The 16,529-nt window shown below is 46.4% G+C and carries 16 protein-coding genes and 1 riboswitch; of the genes, 1 reads left to right on the top strand and 15 read right to left on the bottom strand.

Annotated features, from left to right (window positions below; genetic code table 11):
• Nucleotides 1-120: 120 nt before the first annotated feature.
• The 3 genes from G367_RS0121875 to G367_RS0121865 all read right to left on the bottom strand — a co-directional run bounded on the left by G367_RS0121875 (nucleotide 121) and on the right by G367_RS0121865 (nucleotide 3,598).
• Nucleotides 121-1,452, bottom strand: coding sequence for a S8/S53 family peptidase (locus G367_RS0121875; protein WP_020415309.1), 1,332 nt, complete (start codon nucleotides 1,450-1,452; stop codon nucleotides 121-123).
• Between the two features lie 381 nt (nucleotides 1,453-1,833).
• Nucleotides 1,834-2,361, bottom strand: a complete 528-nt coding sequence (locus G367_RS0121870; protein ID WP_211214969.1) for a hypothetical protein — start codon at nucleotides 2,359-2,361, stop codon at nucleotides 1,834-1,836.
• Between the two features lie 490 nt (nucleotides 2,362-2,851).
• Nucleotides 2,852-3,598 carry a cysteine hydrolase family protein gene (locus G367_RS0121865; RefSeq protein ID WP_020415307.1) on the bottom strand — a complete coding sequence of 249 codons (747 nt, stop codon included), beginning with the start codon at nucleotides 3,596-3,598 and terminating at the stop codon, nucleotides 2,852-2,854.
• Nucleotides 3,599-3,767: 169 nt separating this feature from the next.
• Between G367_RS0121865 and G367_RS0121860 the strand changes: the two genes are divergently transcribed.
• Nucleotides 3,768-4,673, top strand: coding sequence for an AraC family transcriptional regulator (locus tag G367_RS0121860; RefSeq protein WP_020415306.1), 906 nt, complete (start codon nucleotides 3,768-3,770; stop codon nucleotides 4,671-4,673).
• Between the two features lie 61 nt (nucleotides 4,674-4,734).
• Here G367_RS0121860 and G367_RS0121855 read toward each other — a convergent pair whose 3' ends face one another.
• From G367_RS0121855 to G367_RS0121800, 12 genes are all read right to left on the bottom strand, one after another.
• Nucleotides 4,735-5,274, bottom strand: a complete 540-nt coding sequence (locus G367_RS0121855; RefSeq protein WP_020415305.1) for a hypothetical protein — start codon at nucleotides 5,272-5,274, stop codon at nucleotides 4,735-4,737.
• A gap of 91 nt (nucleotides 5,275-5,365) precedes the next feature.
• A complete protein-coding gene (locus G367_RS0121850) occupies nucleotides 5,366-6,274 on the bottom strand; it encodes a cobalamin-binding protein (RefSeq protein WP_157533719.1) in 909 nt (302 codons plus the stop codon).
• A 48-nt stretch (nucleotides 6,275-6,322) separates the two neighbouring features.
• Nucleotides 6,323-7,135, bottom strand: a complete 813-nt coding sequence (gene cobS / locus G367_RS0121845; RefSeq protein ID WP_020415303.1) for an adenosylcobinamide-GDP ribazoletransferase — start codon at nucleotides 7,133-7,135, stop codon at nucleotides 6,323-6,325.
• Nucleotides 7,119-7,724 carry a histidine phosphatase family protein gene (locus G367_RS0121840; protein ID WP_020415302.1) on the bottom strand — a complete coding sequence of 202 codons (606 nt, stop codon included), beginning with the start codon at nucleotides 7,722-7,724 and terminating at the stop codon, nucleotides 7,119-7,121. The genes cobS and G367_RS0121840 overlap by 17 nt, the downstream gene beginning before the upstream one ends.
• The gene (gene cobT / locus G367_RS0121835; RefSeq protein ID WP_020415301.1) at nucleotides 7,714-8,757 is read right to left on the bottom strand and encodes a nicotinate-nucleotide--dimethylbenzimidazole phosphoribosyltransferase; all 1,044 of its coding nucleotides are present in this window, start codon (nucleotides 8,755-8,757) and stop codon (nucleotides 7,714-7,716) included. The genes G367_RS0121840 and cobT overlap by 11 nt, the downstream gene beginning before the upstream one ends.
• Nucleotides 8,758-8,781: 24 nt before the next feature.
• Nucleotides 8,782-9,330, bottom strand: a complete 549-nt coding sequence (gene cobU / locus G367_RS0121830) for a bifunctional adenosylcobinamide kinase/adenosylcobinamide-phosphate guanylyltransferase (RefSeq protein WP_020415300.1) — start codon at nucleotides 9,328-9,330, stop codon at nucleotides 8,782-8,784.
• Nucleotides 9,323-10,105, bottom strand: a complete 783-nt coding sequence (locus G367_RS0121825; RefSeq protein ID WP_020415299.1) for a heme ABC transporter ATP-binding protein — start codon at nucleotides 10,103-10,105, stop codon at nucleotides 9,323-9,325. Before G367_RS0121825 ends, cobU begins: the two co-directional genes overlap by 8 nt.
• Nucleotides 10,105-11,127: a FecCD family ABC transporter permease gene (locus G367_RS0121820; RefSeq protein ID WP_020415298.1), complete on the bottom strand. Its 1,023-nt coding sequence runs from the start codon at nucleotides 11,125-11,127 to the stop codon at nucleotides 10,105-10,107. Before G367_RS0121820 ends, G367_RS0121825 begins: the two co-directional genes overlap by 1 nt.
• Nucleotides 11,124-12,638 (bottom strand): cobyric acid synthase, encoded by a 1,515-nt coding sequence (locus G367_RS0121815; protein WP_020415297.1) that lies wholly within the window; start codon nucleotides 12,636-12,638, stop codon nucleotides 11,124-11,126. Before G367_RS0121815 ends, G367_RS0121820 begins: the two co-directional genes overlap by 4 nt.
• Before the next feature lie 12 nt (nucleotides 12,639-12,650).
• Entirely contained in the window at nucleotides 12,651-13,265 is a 615-nt protein-coding gene (gene cobO / locus G367_RS0121810; protein WP_020415296.1) for a cob(I)yrinic acid a,c-diamide adenosyltransferase, read from the bottom strand.
• 37 nt (nucleotides 13,266-13,302) lie between these two features.
• Nucleotides 13,303-15,153 carry a TonB-dependent receptor plug domain-containing protein gene (locus tag G367_RS0121805; protein WP_020415295.1) on the bottom strand — a complete coding sequence of 617 codons (1,851 nt, stop codon included), beginning with the start codon at nucleotides 15,151-15,153 and terminating at the stop codon, nucleotides 13,303-13,305.
• Nucleotides 15,154-15,260: 107 nt separating this feature from the next.
• Nucleotides 15,261-15,408, bottom strand: a riboswitch (cobalamin riboswitch).
• Nucleotides 15,409-15,648: 240 nt separating this feature from the next.
• Complete coding sequence (locus G367_RS0121800; RefSeq protein ID WP_020415294.1) at nucleotides 15,649-16,455, bottom strand: zinc metalloprotease; 807 nt, start codon at nucleotides 16,453-16,455, stop codon at nucleotides 15,649-15,651.
• Nucleotides 16,456-16,529: the final 74 nt, after the last annotated feature.

The following is a 16,529-nucleotide window of genomic DNA, read 5'->3' as shown; positions in this document are numbered from 1 at the left end:
GGATGAGAGCCACTTTTGAGCTTATCTCTTTATTACTTGATCTAGGCAGGAACCCAATAGTATCTAACCTGACAGAGAAGTCCCTGCCAGATTAGAAATCTTCTAAATATCAATTACTGACTACTTTTCAGCAGTACGTGGATGGGGCTTATATCTGCCCTTACCTTTCACCTTATGCCACGCTCTTTGAGCATCAACAAAACCGAGACCTGTATTGTTAGCCCCCAGATGTGAGTGTCTTGCTGTCGATTGAAGTGCTTGTACTACCCTTTGAGTTGCCTCACTCCCAGAGAAACCATAGCGTTCTGCAGCATCCAGTAAAAGAACGCTCACTGCTGCCAGTTGTGGCGCGGAAAAGGAACTACCGGACTCAAAATTGTTGCTTGAAGCTGAGTAGACCGCATCACCCGCGATTGCAAAGCTTCGATCACTAGCCAACTGATTGTACCCAGGCACGGTGGCTGTCAGTGAAACCTCATTTGAAAAAGGCTGCAAATTAATCGCGAACATTAAGTTCTCATCACCAGGCTGACCCTCATTTCGCACAAGAAATGATTTTATTAACTCCAGGTCGTAAGTGAAAAAGCTACCAAGCGGCGGCAGACCTAAGCGCTCGCGAACATCTGTATTTACTCCATCCAAGTCTGTTCCTGTATTACCAATGGACTTTGTAAAGATTTTTGTCTGCAGGATACTGGATAAATGATCGGCAAACTCCTGATCTAACTGATCGTCGGTAATGTGAAATGCCCTGCTCATGTTGATAACACTAATATCCTCACGAGCACGCATGTATTCCATAGCTTCGTTGTAAGTTTTACTCTCTGTACTCACTGGAACAATAGTGGCCTTAGGCGCGATATCCAGGATGATATCAATCACAGTATTTCCATGCAGAAAAGTAATAGGGTCACCAAATTGAACTTCAGCCTCAATATTTGGGTACATTTCACGCTGCTCCTTCAATCGTATAGGGTCAAATAAATCGAATACCGCTATAACGATCCCTTCTCCATCAAAATGCCTAACTAAACTTTGCTGTTTAAGACTGTAGCTCGGCACATAGGGCAATAAAAATTCATTAATTGCTAACCTGAACTCATCCAATTCATGAATAGCTGCTTCAAATGCCGGCAGATGCTCTTGCTGATAATCTTCCGGCTGGAAAGTGTACAATAGTTCAGCCAGTACAATAAATTCAGTAATAGACTGGCCCCACTTATGCATCAGTAGATCTTCTACCATGTATAAAGATTTATACCTTCCCTGGTATTGATCGAAATCAGCTGCTAAGTAGCTATCAAATATCGGGGTAATGGGCTCTTCCCAAGACCAGGGAGTAAGCTCCTTGATGGTATCCAAAGACTCTCGTGCTTGCTCTACGTTCGGGTCAGATGCGAGCACTTTAAAACTGAATACAATCAGTAGAACCGTCAATATAACCTTATTCAAAACTATTTTCCTTTTATACTGGAATTTATTTGGATATTTTAGTTTGGACTACTACAAGCCAAGGGTGACAACACCGCAATTTCTCCCCGGCAGGATCTCTTAGCAGTGAATAAATAGGAACATGGAAGATACGGAAAGGCAATGATAGGCTAACAAATTTTGAGTAAAGTCACATTCAATTGAATAGACTTTAAATTGAAAAATCAGGAGGAGATATTGAACGATTCAGATCTATTTGATAACAATAAGTGAGAAACCAGAGTACGGTCAATGATGCCTAGTTTATCTTTACTAGATTAGAATTCATCTGACAAGCACCCTCTAAAAAATGTCACTGTGAAATCAAGCCTGAAATCAGATTTAACACTATAAAATCTGCATTCAATCACGTCTAAGATCGATTTTAAGTTTCCATATTTTGCCCCAGTGAATATGATTGCCGTAGAAAATAGGTTCTTTGAGGCTATGATTTCTTGAGGTTAAACTTACCTGGCTCTTTTCGAGGGTACCCGCGCTTCTATTTACGCCCGATCTGACGGGAATCAGGACAACATACCCATATCCCCCTTTTTTTGCCCATTCTTTGGAATGAAGGTGATCCAAGTCACCCAGACCTCTATCAGGCTTTTCGAAACCAGCTTTCTCCCACGCAGTTCCATAACTTGTATAATTAGGGTTGACCCAAATATGCTCTTCCTCTGGAATATAATCCCTCAGTGTCGAGTTTGTAATATTTTTTAGGCGGAGAGCATTACCTGAAGTAACTCCTGGGATTGATATGACGGTTCCAAGACTCCTTAAGACTTGCTCATCTCTAACCGCAACAGGCAAGTCATCTTTTAAAACTAGAGTGTCGCGCTTTTCATCATACGTTCGATTGAAGTCATTTTCGTCTATTGTAAACATCATTTCTCTCTAATTTTTATTAAAACCCAGAAATCAATTTAAAATATAATTATCAATTTATTTATGCATCATAAAAAATCCATCTCCTTCTGATTACGGAGATACTTTAAGGAGCGCTATACAAAGCACATCATACATAGCGGAACAGATAATCATGACAGGCAATCAGGACGAACAATATTTGATCACCTCATGAAGAGACCATGGGTATATACGCTTTTGCCTGAAAGCGATCTCAATATTTATGGTATTCCCCGATGTGTCAATAGCTCTGACACTTAATGCTTTATAAGAGGGCAAATCTTCGGGAAGTTTAAGCAGAATTGGTCCATATCGACTGTACTACTCATGAACTAGGAGATTTTTTATACTTCAGACCTCAACCCAGCTCGTCAAAATGCCTACCCATCAAATGTTGATATATGTCCTTTGTAGGCATAATCACTCACTGAAAATCAAGATTAACAATGGACTTGATTATGCCTACGCTTACTTAGAATTCCTTTTTAATCAATTTAACAGCTTCCTTTGTGGTTAATATATCATTAGCCATATACTTGAAGTTAATCATTGCCGCTTCGTAGCCATCACCCTCAGGCAAATTTGCACCAGCTGTTGCATCAGTTACAACAGCCACTTCAAACCCTTGTTCTAACAGTTCGCGCATATGAGATTCTGTGCATAGATTTGCAGACATCCCTGCAAGAATTACTTTATCAATATCCTGCTTTCTCAATTGAAGTACTAAATCATTTGTTTCAGGGCCATAAATTTTATGTGGGCCGGTCACAACAGTCTTACCATTATTTATATATGGCTTATATTGCTCCAACCAATCAGCTCCAGAGTTTTCAAATCCATTTAAACTTAGAGGGTCCTCTCGGTTGAACATACCAAGTTTGTGCATTACCACTTCGAGGTTCCCCTCAAACTTCCACTTGTGATCATGAGGATAGTAATAATGCGGAGAAATAAATAATGGCACATCCTTTTTCCCTGCAACTTTCATTAACCGTTCAAGGTTCTGAACTGTATTATTTTTTTCTACACTTTCCCCCACTACACCCCAGGTTACACCATTAGGACTTAAGAAATCATTCTGCGGGTCGGTTATTACGATTGCAGTCCGCTCAGGATCAATTTTCATTCCAGGTTCAGCTTGATCGGCAAAGCTATTCAGTGAGAAAGAGATAAGTCCTAGTGTTACAACTGGCGCTACTAGATTATTTAAAAAGTTCATCAGGTATTTTCCTATCCAAAGCTCTTAAGTTATATAGGGTAAGTAAGCAGGACATTGCTAGCGCTTAACCTGGAACGTATAATATCGTCACAATCTGTATGATAAATGCTTAAAAGTATATATTTCATGTCAGATCGTATGACTGTATGGTTTTTAGGTATTCGCAGCTATGGACGTGTTAAGTGATTTGCTCAGGGTTTTCCACTTAAAAGCACATGTTTTTTTACACAGCCAGTTTTATGGCGCCTGGCGGGTAGACACCTCCGGAGAGCAAAAGGCCACCTTTCATCTTGTTACTCGTGGTGTTTGCTGGTTACATTTACCCTCTAAGGATGTGCCAATACCATTAAGGGCCGGTGACTTGGTGGTATTTCCTCATGATGCTGTTCATACAATAACCCATAGTCAGGACACACCAGATCTTCAACTGGAACTTAACCAGCCTAACGAAGAGGGACAGGCTTCAGGCAGGGCTGCTACAAGTTTAATATGTGGTTATTTTGAGCTCGATCACTTTAGCTGGAATCCTCTTCATGAAGATTTACCTGAGGTTTTAATCGTTCAGAATGATTTGGCTGAAGGTGCTGCATTAATTGAAACGGTGACTCGCTTTATAACATTTGAGATAGAAAACAATTTGCCTGGAGAGAAAATCGCTATTGATCGCCTATCAGAAATTTTATTTATTTATATTGTGCGGGCTCATATGAAGAGCTCACAGTTCACCGATGGATACATTAAAGCACTCGCGGACCCCAAGCTGGGAAAAGTTTTACAGTCTATCCATTCTGACCCAGGTTACTCGTGGACAGTTGATAAATTATCCAAACGAGCTGCTATGTCTCGATCCTCATTTTCTGAAAAATTCCTGTCTTTGGTGAAAAAAACACCAATGCAGTATGTTACCAATTGGAGAATGCAGCGTGCTCACCAAGAGTTTTATGAGAAGAAAAATTCAACTGCTCAAGTAGCCCATCAGTTTGGCTACCAATCCGAGGCCAGTTTTAGTAAAGCATTTAAAAAACATTTTGGCTATGGCCCTGGAGCAGCAAGAAGGAAAGGCATCGAATCTTGACATTTCTAGTTATTTTTTAATAACTCAATAGCCTCTACAGCCTTCATAAAGGAGGGCTGAGTTAGATTTTACGTGATTCCCCCTCTTCTCTGGCTCTAGCTCGCTCAGCCTCCAGAATGACCTGCTCTACAGAATACTTTATTGCACAAATCATAGTAGCTATAGCGCCAATAAATGTTGTAAACCAAAATGAAACATTTAGCGCAACGAGAATAAGTGACATTACACTCACAGCCAGCAATTTTATGTTATCTAAATGAAAATCAAAAAATTTACGGTCAAGCAAACCCATATGAAAAACAAGGAACAAGCCAATTGCAGCACACGAGACAATGGCTAAAATCGCAGAGGAATCATCTCCAACTTTTACAAACTGATAGAATCCATAATAGACAAACCATCCTAAAAAAGGGCTTAATAAGGCTACCTTTCCAGCAGCTATATCTTTAGAGATATGACGCCAAAAAATTGACCACCGGTTATTTCTACCCTTTTCAAGATTAGTTAATTTAGCCGCTCCAAAAGGAATAGCTAGCAATCCTCCAATAATCATTGCAAAAACTATAATCGTTGTTATTGTTTCCAGTATCAGATACCACATAAATACCTAGCCTCGTCACTGCTTTGATATAAAAATCATATCTAGCGGACAGTAGAAACTATTTTTGCTGAGGAATACAGATCATTCTTAGCTATATGGAGCCTGCGCCAACTTTTATTCGCGCATTGTCCAGGTGATCACAAACCATTTCCATCCCATCCAGCACTCTAAAGGTATGTCTCTGGATAATATCTGGGGGTACAAAATAGAGACTATCATTTTTCACCGCATTGAGTGTCGGATACGCTTTCCAGGCATCCAGCCAATCTGGCCGGCTTTTCCCCATGCCGCTGGAAATAATCACTTCAGGATTCCGGTTAAGAACAGATTCGATACTGATCTTGGGCGCCAAAACCATCGCATCAGCAAATGCATTGCGGCCACCACAAGTTTGGATCACATCGCTGATCAAATGCTCGCCGTTGAGTGTTTGGAGGGGATCATTCCATACCTGGTAGAATACACTTACCGGTGTTTTTTTCTTGTTGCTATGCTGGAGTTCATTTAGTCTCTTAAGCCACTCGCTTGCAGTGCGATCCGCATTCTCGCTTGTGCCGGCAAGTTCGCCAAAAAATCTTACATTCTTTGCAATATCTTCCAGAGTTCGGGACTCAGTGACGAATACCGTAAACCCGAGATCATCCAGCTTTTGGATCATTTCATCGCCATTTCCCGACCCCCAGGCGACAATCAGATCCGGTGTCAGAGCCAGCAAAGATTCATAGCTTAGTGCTTTGTAATTGCCAATCTTTGGTAGCTTCTTTGCCTGCTCAGGATAATCGCTGTAGCTAACAGCAGCAACCAGCTTCTCTCCCGCACCTGCGCTGTAGAAATTTTCTACAATATGTGGAGCCAGGGCAACAATCCGCTCTGCCGGCGCTGGCAATTCGATCCAGTGCCCCCGTACATCCTGTACACGTACTGGTTTATCGGCCCAACAAGAGCCTGTCCATAAAAGGCTCAAGGTGGTAATGAAGATTGTGAAAATACTCCGAGACATCATTTAACTCGTCTAACTCTAAACTTATTGTTTTGTAACACTCAAATTTTAAACACTGGCAAGAGCTACCCACAGAATTAGTATTGCGAGCTCAATAATTTCGACCAGGCCACCCAGACAATCACCGGTATAACCACCAATAGTTTTCTCCCATAAATGACGCCAACAAAGAATCAGCACAGGTAAAGCACTAGCCATTCCAACTACGATGGCCATAGGAGCTGTTGCGAAAGCGATGGCCGTAACGATAATGACCACAGACAATAGCTCCCGTCTTCTCTTTGAGCCAGAGGGTGGAACAAAACCCTCCACACGGGCGTAGTCTGAAATACTCATTAGAGATAACGCTGCCGTCCTGGCCAACATCGGCGACAGTACCAGCGGCAGGTATATCCAGTTTTCTATCGCATCCAGTTCGGCTGTAAGTAGAGTTGCGATCGCTGCGAATTTAATCAGTAGAAATACAACAAGTGCAACAACCGCAACTGAGCCACAATGTGGATCATGCATTACAGTGAGGATTCGACTGCGCCTCTCTTCAGGATCAGCACATTTGTGACCGGCAAAGTAGGCATCAGTACAATCGGCAAGACCATCAAGATGTAAGGCACCAGTTAAAATGACCCAAAACCCCAGCAATATTGCCGCCTGTAGCTGAATTCCCAGTGGGGCCAGCAGGTATGCTGCGGCCGATAATAGAAGCCCAATAACAACCCCAACAAACGGATAGAAGTAAATTGATCGCTCTACTGTTTCTTTATCGACCCGGTACAACAATCCCGCGACTGGCAGCCGGGTAAGAAAGACCAGTGCATATAGGAATGCCTGGATAAGACCTGAAAATTTACGGACAATAAACATAGGCATCCTGCCCCGGATAGGGAATCCCGAAAGTCCCGCTATTGCAATCGTATTCCATTGACGCGGCAAATCCATAGCCTACCTGTAACGACATCATCTGACCGGGCCCCCAACCATTGGCAATGGTCAGCAGTAACTTGATCACGCCACCATGGGTTACCAATAATAGAGATTCTCCCGAGTAGCGCACAGACAGCTCGCTAATAGTCTGTAGCACCCGGGACCGGAAAGATGTGAAAGGCTCACCGCCTGGGGGACAGTGCTTTTCTGGCTCGCGGCTCCATGCATTACACAAGGTTTTGTGCTCGGTCCAGATTTTGTCGATCGCTTGCCCTTCCCATTCACCGAAACTAATTTCGCGGATACCGGGAACAATATCTACTGGCAACTTTCTTTTGTGGCCCAGCTGGGCAGCAAATGCCTGGCAACGACCCAGTGGGGAAGTGATAATTCTATCCCATGGGCCGGTAAGATCCCTGAGTCCTTGCCACATTTGCCCCCAACCTTCTTCAGTTAAGGAGACATCAATCTGGCCACGAAATATACTACCGCCAGCACATGCGCCATGTCGTAACAGGTCAATCCTCAATCGGTACACCTGCTTCGCTAAATGTGAACATCTTGTTATGCAGGTTAAGCGCCTGCCTGATAATACTTATAGCCAGAACAGCACCAGTACCCTCCCCCAACCGCATATTGAAGTTGAGCATAGGACTAACCCCCATACACTCTAGGGCCAGTTTGTGCCCAAGTTCATCCGACAGGTGCGCAAATAAGAACCAGGGTTTTACAGAGGGATTGATAGCTCCAGCAACAGCAGCTGCAGCCGTGGCCATAAACCCGTCAACCAGAACCGGGGTTCCCCGCTGGGCGCAGGCGATAAATGCCCCGGCCAGGGCCGCAATTTCGAAACCACCGAGAATTTGCAGAATACTCACGGGGGAATCCAGAGCAGCGCTGTGCTGCTCCAAAGCAGATTCAATCAGTGCAATTTTTCGGGCGAGTACATCATCACCGATACCTGTACCTCTCCCTGTGATTTCTGGAACTTTCAAATCAAACAAAGCAGCAAAAATTGCGGCTGCCGAGGTGGTATTACCGATCCCCATATCCCCGCCGATAAAACAATCACTATCGGTAGAGTGCCTTCGTCCCACATTAAACGCACTTATGAGCTGCCCATAAGTCATCGCGGGTTTACCTTGGGAAAAATCCGCTGTAGAAGGCGCAATGACCTCATCGATCAATTCAGGGTGCTCAGTGGGCACCACACAACCCAAATTAATAGCAGCAAAGTCTGCATTCTGCTCTCGACTCAATACATTGATGGCCGCCCCACCCTCACAGAAAATATTAAGCATTACTGAGGTAACGGCCTGGGTAAATTGCGAAGTGCCCTGGGCTGCAATACCGTGATCAGCTCCAAAAACACGCACAGATAGGCGTTCAAGTTGAGGCTGCCCTTTACCCTGGAACCCGGCAAAATCTACAGCAATAGTTTCCAACCGGCCGAGTGCGCCCTCTGGCTTTATCAATTGTTTCTGCCGGGCAATAGCTGCATTTCGAGCCGATTGATCTGGTGCAGGTGCCGGGTTATAGAGCCAGCTCAGTTCATCAGACATAACCTTTCGCCTCTCGTGCTCAATCTATTTTACCGTCAGAGGTAAACCGGCAATAGCCAGGGTTACGCTGTCAGCCCGCTCCGCCAACGCCTGGTGCAACCAGCCTGCAGCATCCATAAATTCCCGTGATAATTGCCCAAGAGGCACTATCCCGGAGCCAACTTCATTACTAACGAATATCCATGGGGCGGCATTGTTTTCTGAATTATTGCGCCTTTGATCAACACGCTGCATCAATGCTTCGCGTTCACGCGCCCAGACGCCTTCATGAATGCAGTTACTGAGCCACAACGTCAGGCAATCCACCAAAACACAGTGAGATTTAGGGGATGCATCTAAAGCCTCAGCCAACGCGATAGGCTCTTCAATAGTTTGCCAGTGTTGCCCCCTGTCTCCTTGATGACGAGCGATACGAGAAGACATTTCCTCGTCCCCCGCTGTAGCAGTTGCCAGGTAACTAAGTCCACCGGCATTGTTACTTTGCAGCCACTGTTCAGCACGCTGCTGTGCCAGTCGGCTCTTGCCGCTGCGCGCACCACCGAGAATCAGGTGCAAATTACTGTTGTTATACATCGGCAACCACCAGGGATTTACCAGTTACCGGGTGTGGTACCACTGTGACGCTGTAACCATAGAGTTGCTGCATATTTTCTGCGGTCAGTACCGTTTCTGGGCAACCATAGGCCATGCTACGGCCATGCTTAAGGGCGAGGATCCGGTCACTGTAACCACTGGCGTGAGCGAGATCATGCACCGTCATCACAACAGCCACACCACTTCGCGCAAAGTCGCGCACCGCTCTCATCATTTCGTACTGATGAGCGATATCGAGGCTGGTAGCCGGCTCATCCAGCAGAAGCAAACGATCTCCTCCATCTTCAGCACGCCAGATTTGTGCCATTACCCGTGCCAGTTGCAAGCGCTGCTGCTCACCGCCCGACAATGTGGGATAGAGACGCCCAGATAAATGGCAAACGTCCAGTGCCGCCATAGCTTCCAAACAAATAATTCTATCTCGCTCAGTGCCTGTGGAGTGTGGCGTGCGGCTGAGGGCAACCAGTTCAAGGCCCGTAAAGGCAAATGAAAGCGGATTGCTTTGTGGCAGAACTGCCAACTGCCTGGCTCGCTTGCGAGCGGGCAAACTAGCAAGCGACTCACCTTTAAAGTGAACTCTTCCAGTCTCCATCGCAGATTCACCGCAAAGTGCGCGCAATAGTGTCGACTTACCGGCACCGTTGGGACCAATCACGCAAACCAGCTCCCCGACATCAACGTCAAGACATACATCGGTAAGCAGCGGTCGATTGTCCACACTTACCGTGACTCCCTCAGCCTGTAACAGAGCCATTAGAGGGACCCCCTGTTTTTGCGTAACAAGGAAATAAAAAATGGCACCCCAATCAGGGCGGTAATCAACCCTACCGGTATCTCGACGGGCGCAATAATTGTGCGTGCGAGGGTATCAGAAACCAATAACAGGCTGGCGCCAGCCAGCGCCGATAGGGGTAACAGCTGGCGATGATCCGGCCCCACCCACAACCGCACTATATGCGGCACCACCAAACCCACAAAAGCAATACTGCCGGCCACGGCAACTGAAGTTCCCACCCCTGCAGCGACAAGCACGATCAAGCTGGTTTTTACCCGCTCCACATCGACACCGAGATGCCGTGCCTGGGATTCCCCCAGCAAAAGAACATTCAGTGAAGAACCAAAACCGGGCAGGCTGGCAAGCAACCCACACAATACTGCCAAAATCAGAAAAGCACGGGGATAGCTGGCCGCATCCAGCCCACCCATTAGCCAGAGGCTCATACGACGCAACGTGTCATTATCTGCAAAGTATTCCATCAGCCCGATTAAACTTGCTGATAGAGCAGTCACAGCGATACCCATCAGCAGCATGGTGGCCACTGAAGTTCCATTGATACTTTTTGCCACCCGATAAACCAATGTCACTGCTAGCAAGCCACTGAAAAATGCCGAAATTGATACCACCGGCAAACTTCCAAAGCCACCGGCTACTTCTGCTCCAAGTAAAATAGCCAGACAGGCACCAAGGGAAGCACCCGCAGTAACCCCAATTAATGAAGGGTCAGCCAGTGGATTGCGAAATAAGCCCTGTAACATCGCACCACAGATGGCGAGTACTGCCCCTACTCCTGCCGCCAATAAAGCCCGTGGCAAGCGAATTGCCTGAACGATATCTTTTGCCAGACCTCCCTCCCCTTGCCCACTGAGAGCAGAGACAACTTGAGAAGGCGAAAGATATACAGCACCGACGGCCACTGCGACAACAAAACTCATTGTGAGCCCTGCGGGCAATACCCACCAGGCAAGATTCAAAGCTTTGACTCGGGCGATTGTCATTGGCTTACCTCTTCCAATGTTGCCCCACCTTGGTCTCGTCCGAATTGCCTAAGCCAAGAGTTCTGCATATGTTCGGCAATAGAATCAGCCAGCCTATCCAACTGCTTCTCACGATGGACATTCAGGTTCAGCGGTGTAGCCCCTGTTAGGCCGCCCCAGGAAAACAGCGCATTTTGGGCTTGCGGAGAATCGAAAAGCCCATGCACATAAGTAGCAAGCACCTGCCCGTCGGCACTGATAGCCCCATCTGGCCTAAGGTTTCCAGCTTCGTCATGAAGAAATACCGCGGGGATCTGCAAAGCTGGCCCTTCTGTAATCCCGCAGTGTATTTCGTAGCCTTGAAGGGCGATATCCCCCTGGTCATTATCCTGATTTCCCAGAGATAGAAACCCGGTAACATTTATTAATGCCTTATATGGCTGCAGCCTGGTTATATAATCCAGATAACCAAGGCCTAGCTCACTGCCGGGGACATCTTCTACCCCATCTGGGTCCTGCACCTCTTTTCCCAGCATTTGCAGGCCGCCACAAATACCTATGAGTTTTCCACCATAACGCAAGTGCCGATCCAGTTGTGCAGGCCAGTCATTTTCTTTTAAATAGGCCAAATCAGCCCGCACATTTTTACTTCCTGGAAGGATAACCCAATCGCAAGGGGGGATTGATTCACGCACGCTAACAAATTGCAGGTCAATATCCGGGTTCAACCTCAGTGCGTCAAAATCTGTATGGTTACTAATTCGGGGCAGCACCGGTACCACTACCTTTAGCCGAGCATCAGCACCAGCCTGCTGGGTGCTAATCGCATCTTCCGCATCCAGATACAGGTCATGGAGATATGGCAATACCCCGAGAACGGGTTTACCGGTGTAGTTTTCCAACCATTCGAGCCCCGGCTCTAGCAGCTGCAAGTCGCCACGAAAGCGGTTGATCACAAATCCAACTACGCGATCGCGTTCAGTTGGGGACAGTAATTCGAGGGTGCCTACCAAGTGGGCGAAAACACCGCCGCGATCAATATCAGCAATTAACACCACAGGGCAATCCACCGCCTCAGCAAAACCCATATTGGCAATATCATTTTCCCGCAAATTGATTTCCGCCGGACTTCCCGCGCCTTCAACAAGCACCAGCTCATATTGATCATTAAGGCGTTTAAAGGAATCCAGCACGGCATTTTGTGCAGTGGATTTGTAATGGTGGTAATTCAGGGCCTGCATATTTCCCAGCGCCCTGCCCTGGATAATCACCTGAGCCCCAGTGTCTGAAGCAGGTTTAAGCAGCACAGGGTTCATATCGCTATGCGGTTCTATTCCGCAAGCTTGGGCCTGTAGCGCCTGCGCCCGCCCTATTTCGCCACCGTCCGTAGTGACTGCACTATTGAGCGCCATATTTTGTGGCTTGAATGGAGCAACACAAAGTCCCTGCCGGGCAAAATAGCGGGCAAGCGCCGCAACTAGAGTACTTTTGCCAGCATCCGAGGTGGTGCCCTGGATCATCAATACGGACATAACGAATACAACTTAGTAGTCGACCCCTTTTCTGGCCTTGATCCCAGCTTTAAAGGCATGCTTTATATCTTTTACTTCAGACACAGTGTCCATCAGCTCTTGCAGAGCACTACCACCGCCGCGGCCGGTCACTACCACACTCTGCTCTGGAGGGCGTTCCGCCAAAGCTTTCAATATCTGTAATTCATCCAGGTATTTATACGCGAGCATATAAGTTAACTCGTCCAATACCACTAGATCATAGCTGGCATCGGTGAGCATTTTCCCGGCTTCCTCCCAGGTTCGTTCTGCAGCTGCTATATCACTGCTGCGATCCTGTGTATTCCAGGTAAAGCCTGTACCCATTTGGTAGAGGTTTACTTCAGGGCAATGGTTTTTGAGAAAGAGTTCCTCTCCAGATTGCTGTGCGCCTTTGATAAATTGCACTACACCCACCTTCTGGCCATAACCTAGCGCACGTATAACCATGCCGAAAGCAGAGCTGGATTTTCCCTTGCCATTACCAGTTAGCAATACAGCAACTCCACGCTGGATATCGGCCGCTGCTATATTTGCATCAACCTTCGCCTTATGTTTTTGCATTGCCTGTTTGTGTTTGGCATTTTTTTTCTGCTGGTCTTCCGACATGGTCACCTCAGTTCAAGAATCTATTATAGAGAGTGCTTTAGAAGCTGAATTCCACACCGGCATAAGCAGCAGCGCCCGCGGTGTTATACCCAGGCACTTCCTCATAGTCTTCATCCGCGAGGTTTTCTCCACGAATGTAAACGGTGGTAGCGTTATTCAACTGGTAACGTACGCTAGCATCCAATACTTGGTAATCATCTATGGAGGAGCCATCTGTATCTTCCGCTCCAGCACTAGAGCGTAGATTCACCAGAAGACTAAGAGCGCCGGTCGGTTTATAGGTAAAGCCCAGGTTAGCCAAATGCTTCGGGATTCGCGGGCGTGGAGAATCATCAGCCTGTTCGGCATCGGTATAGGTGTAGTTGGCTGACAGCAGCAGAGTATCAGTGACCTGAGTTTCGGCTATCAATTCAACTCCCCGGGATTTGCTTGTTCCCTTGCTTTGCAGGTAACCAAACGCATCGTTATTCCAGCCAATTTCCTTATCAATGACCTGCTTAAACAGTACGAATTCCAGATAGAGGGAATTTTCACCAAAGTACTCAACACCAAGGTCCAAGCCTCGACTTTCTTCCGGCGATAGTATTGGCAGTTCTAGTGGCTCAGAAGTCAACCGATCAGTTGCGGTAGCGTTGTGATTAACTTCATACAGACTGGGAGCGCGGAAGCCGGTACCGTAACTGCTTTTTATCTTTACAGTACCGTTGGCAACATCCTCAAACAGGTACGCTGAGCTGACGCGGAAACTGTTAAAGCGGCCAAAATCTGAGTTGTTGTCATGGCGAAGACCAAGGGTGACATAGGCTTGATCGGCATAGCTTCCCCGGTATTCAGAATAAACCGCCCACTGATCCCGGTCCAAGTCTCCCGAAGTATCTTCACGGTGCTCCACCCCGTAGACCATCCCATGTTCGCGACTAAACCCATGAGAACCAGTGAGGTTCAATTTTTCAATATCACCTTCATACTCATAGGAAGTTCCCCCTCCAATGTAGATGCGCTTCAAATCAGAATGTGAATAGGCCAACTCTTGTTGACCATCTTCGCCATTGTGAGCCAAGCTGACACGAGCACTTTCCTGGCTGAAATCAAAGTTACAATCGTCCTGAGAGGGCCAGCCGCAACGATCATATTCACCTGAGGCATCGGTATCCCGCGCTACAGCTTCCACTCGCCACAGCTCAGAGATATTCCAGCCTACTCGGCCATGTAAAGTCTCGTTATCATAACCGTCGTCATCCCTCAATTCAGTGTCATCGCTGCTGGTATTGAAACCATCGGTTTCCAGCGCCGCAGCTGAAAGGAAGTAATCCAGTGTTTCATTGGCTCCACTGGCACTGGCATTGTAGCGCTCAGTATCGTAGCTACCACCCTCAGCGGATAATTCAAAGCGCTGCCCTTCATCCTCTCGACGGGTCGAGATATCCAGTACACCACCAGCATCAGCCCCATAGAGCATGCCTTGCGGACCGCGTAGCAATTCTACTCGCTGCAAATTACTGCTCATAATATGCTCAATATGAGCACCCGACTGGAGACCGGTTGGATCAGAAATATCGATGCCATCTATTTGGACCAGCGTTCTAAAGCCAGATTCCCCCCGCACCTGTAGCGAGGTTGTCTTACCAATACCACCGCTGTTGTTGACAGAAACCGAAGGTACGCTTCGCAGCACATCGGCCAAGGAAGCCAAACCTCGTGCTTTGAGTTGCTCTTCATCCAATACGGTTACCGAAGTGGCGATCCTGCGCAAAGGCTCATCTTGGCGGGAGCTCACAACAACTAAAGTTTCCAGGTCGGGAATAGAAGATGCACTATCGGTAGATTCGCCAAGTACTGGCACACTCACAGCTGACAGCACAGTCAAGCTCAATAAAGATTTTTTCAAGTTTCAACCCCTAAGGACAAAAGCTCATGGGATCGAGGGAGGAATAGCAATGCGGCACGCCGACGAAGCGTGAAAGATCGTATTGCGAGATGGTAGCCCTCCGCTCCATCGTGTTTCGAGAAGAGGCCGGTATCGGGCTTACCACTCAAAATACTGGTGGATCACCGTTGCGGGGGCAGCGCCGGAATTCCGGACTTCCCGTTTAACCTTCTCAGCCAGCACAGGGCAGAAGGCACCTCTTATCGTGGTCGCGAAACTAGTGGAAAGGCACTGGAATGTCAACTAATGCAAAAAAGGGGCCTGACTCTACTATCTGCTGGAAACTACGGCGCGGGCTCATCAAGGGTAAGATTCCTGACAGGGCATACAGATGAAAATTTTGGACTTATATCAATCAATTTTAACGGGCTACAAACTTACTATTCAATATTATTTGATATCAGTAATTTAAAAAGCTTTTAATATATTAAAGCTATTTATGCTTAGACCCCTCGTTTACCCTGGTGAGCTTTCATAATTAATTGGCTCAAGAAGGATTGCCTCATGGTATGGCATAACAAATTTGATTCGTGCACCATCAATTTCTGTAAGCTGCCCTGCCCATGCTAAGCAATACAGGCTTTTCAAATCATTCTTATCAGCTTCTGTAAGTTCACTTTGCTCCCCATAATTCATGATTGAGAAGGGCTTATGTTCACCATAAATTACACTCGGCCAGGTCTTCTCTTTCACATCGGCAAAGAAGTGTCTAAGCCCAAATATATGACCCAACTCATGAATCATAGTGTCAACCTGCTCCTTCCGACTTTGATCAAACATTGTGGGGAAAAGCACTAGCTCATTCCGCCCAGGATTTGGAAAAAAAGCACGAGCTAGAGTACAACCGATAACACTACAGTTTTCTACAGGCTCTACCCTAATTTTAAAATCCCAAACATTTGGATTCTCATTGAACCTCACCGGGGAAGCATCTCCCCACTGAAGTAGTGCCTCGCCCAAAAGAATTCGAATATAGTCCTTTATCTCATCTGGATTTTTAAAATACCTTAAAGACTCATCATCAAACTTCCACCTTAAAGTCGTACCCTTCTCCCACAACGGTATAAAACCCTCACCACTATGCAACACCAGATCTAATGGAGACTTATTACCTAAAGTAGGAAACCCAACCTTATCAGTGACACAAATTTTATTGTTTCCATATTTATGGACCACTGGTTCGGCGCAAGAGTCGCATTCTTTTTTCGACTTAATTTTTAGTTTGAGACTCTCTTTTGAGGAAGCTTTATCTGATGAAGTCACTATTATCCACCTGAAAACGCTGAATATTCTTCCTAGAACAATAATCCAAATTTCGAGAAATCGTACAAATTAGA

It is taken from the genome of Microbulbifer variabilis ATCC 700307 (assembly GCF_000380565.1).
Classification (GTDB): domain Bacteria; phylum Pseudomonadota; class Gammaproteobacteria; order Pseudomonadales; family Cellvibrionaceae; genus Microbulbifer; species Microbulbifer variabilis.
This window is presented reverse-complemented; position numbering and strand designations above follow the sequence as displayed.

Excerpts from the sequence above, each read along its gene's own strand:
- G367_RS0121870 (WP_211214969.1), bottom strand. The coding sequence starts at position 2,361 with ATGATGTTTACAATAGACGAAAATGACTTCAATCGAACGTATGATGAA.
- G367_RS0121865 (WP_020415307.1), bottom strand. The coding sequence starts at position 3,598 with ATGAACTTTTTAAATAATCTAGTAGCGCCAGTTGTAACACTAGGACTT.
- G367_RS0121860 (WP_020415306.1), top strand. The coding sequence starts at position 3,768 with ATGGACGTGTTAAGTGATTTGCTCAGGGTTTTCCACTTAAAAGCACAT.
- G367_RS0121855 (WP_020415305.1), bottom strand. The coding sequence starts at position 5,274 with ATGTGGTATCTGATACTGGAAACAATAACAACGATTATAGTTTTTGCA.
- G367_RS0121850 (WP_157533719.1), bottom strand. The coding sequence starts at position 6,274 with ATGTCTCGGAGTATTTTCACAATCTTCATTACCACCTTGAGCCTTTTA.
- cobS (WP_020415303.1), bottom strand. The coding sequence starts at position 7,135 with ATGTTTATTGTCCGTAAATTTTCAGGTCTTATCCAGGCATTCCTATAT.
- cobT (WP_020415301.1), bottom strand. The coding sequence starts at position 8,757 with ATGTCTGATGAACTGAGCTGGCTCTATAACCCGGCACCTGCACCAGAT.
- cobU (WP_020415300.1), bottom strand. The coding sequence starts at position 9,330 with ATGTATAACAACAGTAATTTGCACCTGATTCTCGGTGGTGCGCGCAGC.
- G367_RS0121825 (WP_020415299.1), bottom strand. The coding sequence starts at position 10,105 with ATGGCTCTGTTACAGGCTGAGGGAGTCACGGTAAGTGTGGACAATCGA.
- G367_RS0121820 (WP_020415298.1), bottom strand. The coding sequence starts at position 11,127 with ATGACAATCGCCCGAGTCAAAGCTTTGAATCTTGCCTGGTGGGTATTG.
- G367_RS0121815 (WP_020415297.1), bottom strand. The coding sequence starts at position 12,638 with ATGTCCGTATTGATGATCCAGGGCACCACCTCGGATGCTGGCAAAAGT.
- cobO (WP_020415296.1), bottom strand. The coding sequence starts at position 13,265 with ATGTCGGAAGACCAGCAGAAAAAAAATGCCAAACACAAACAGGCAATG.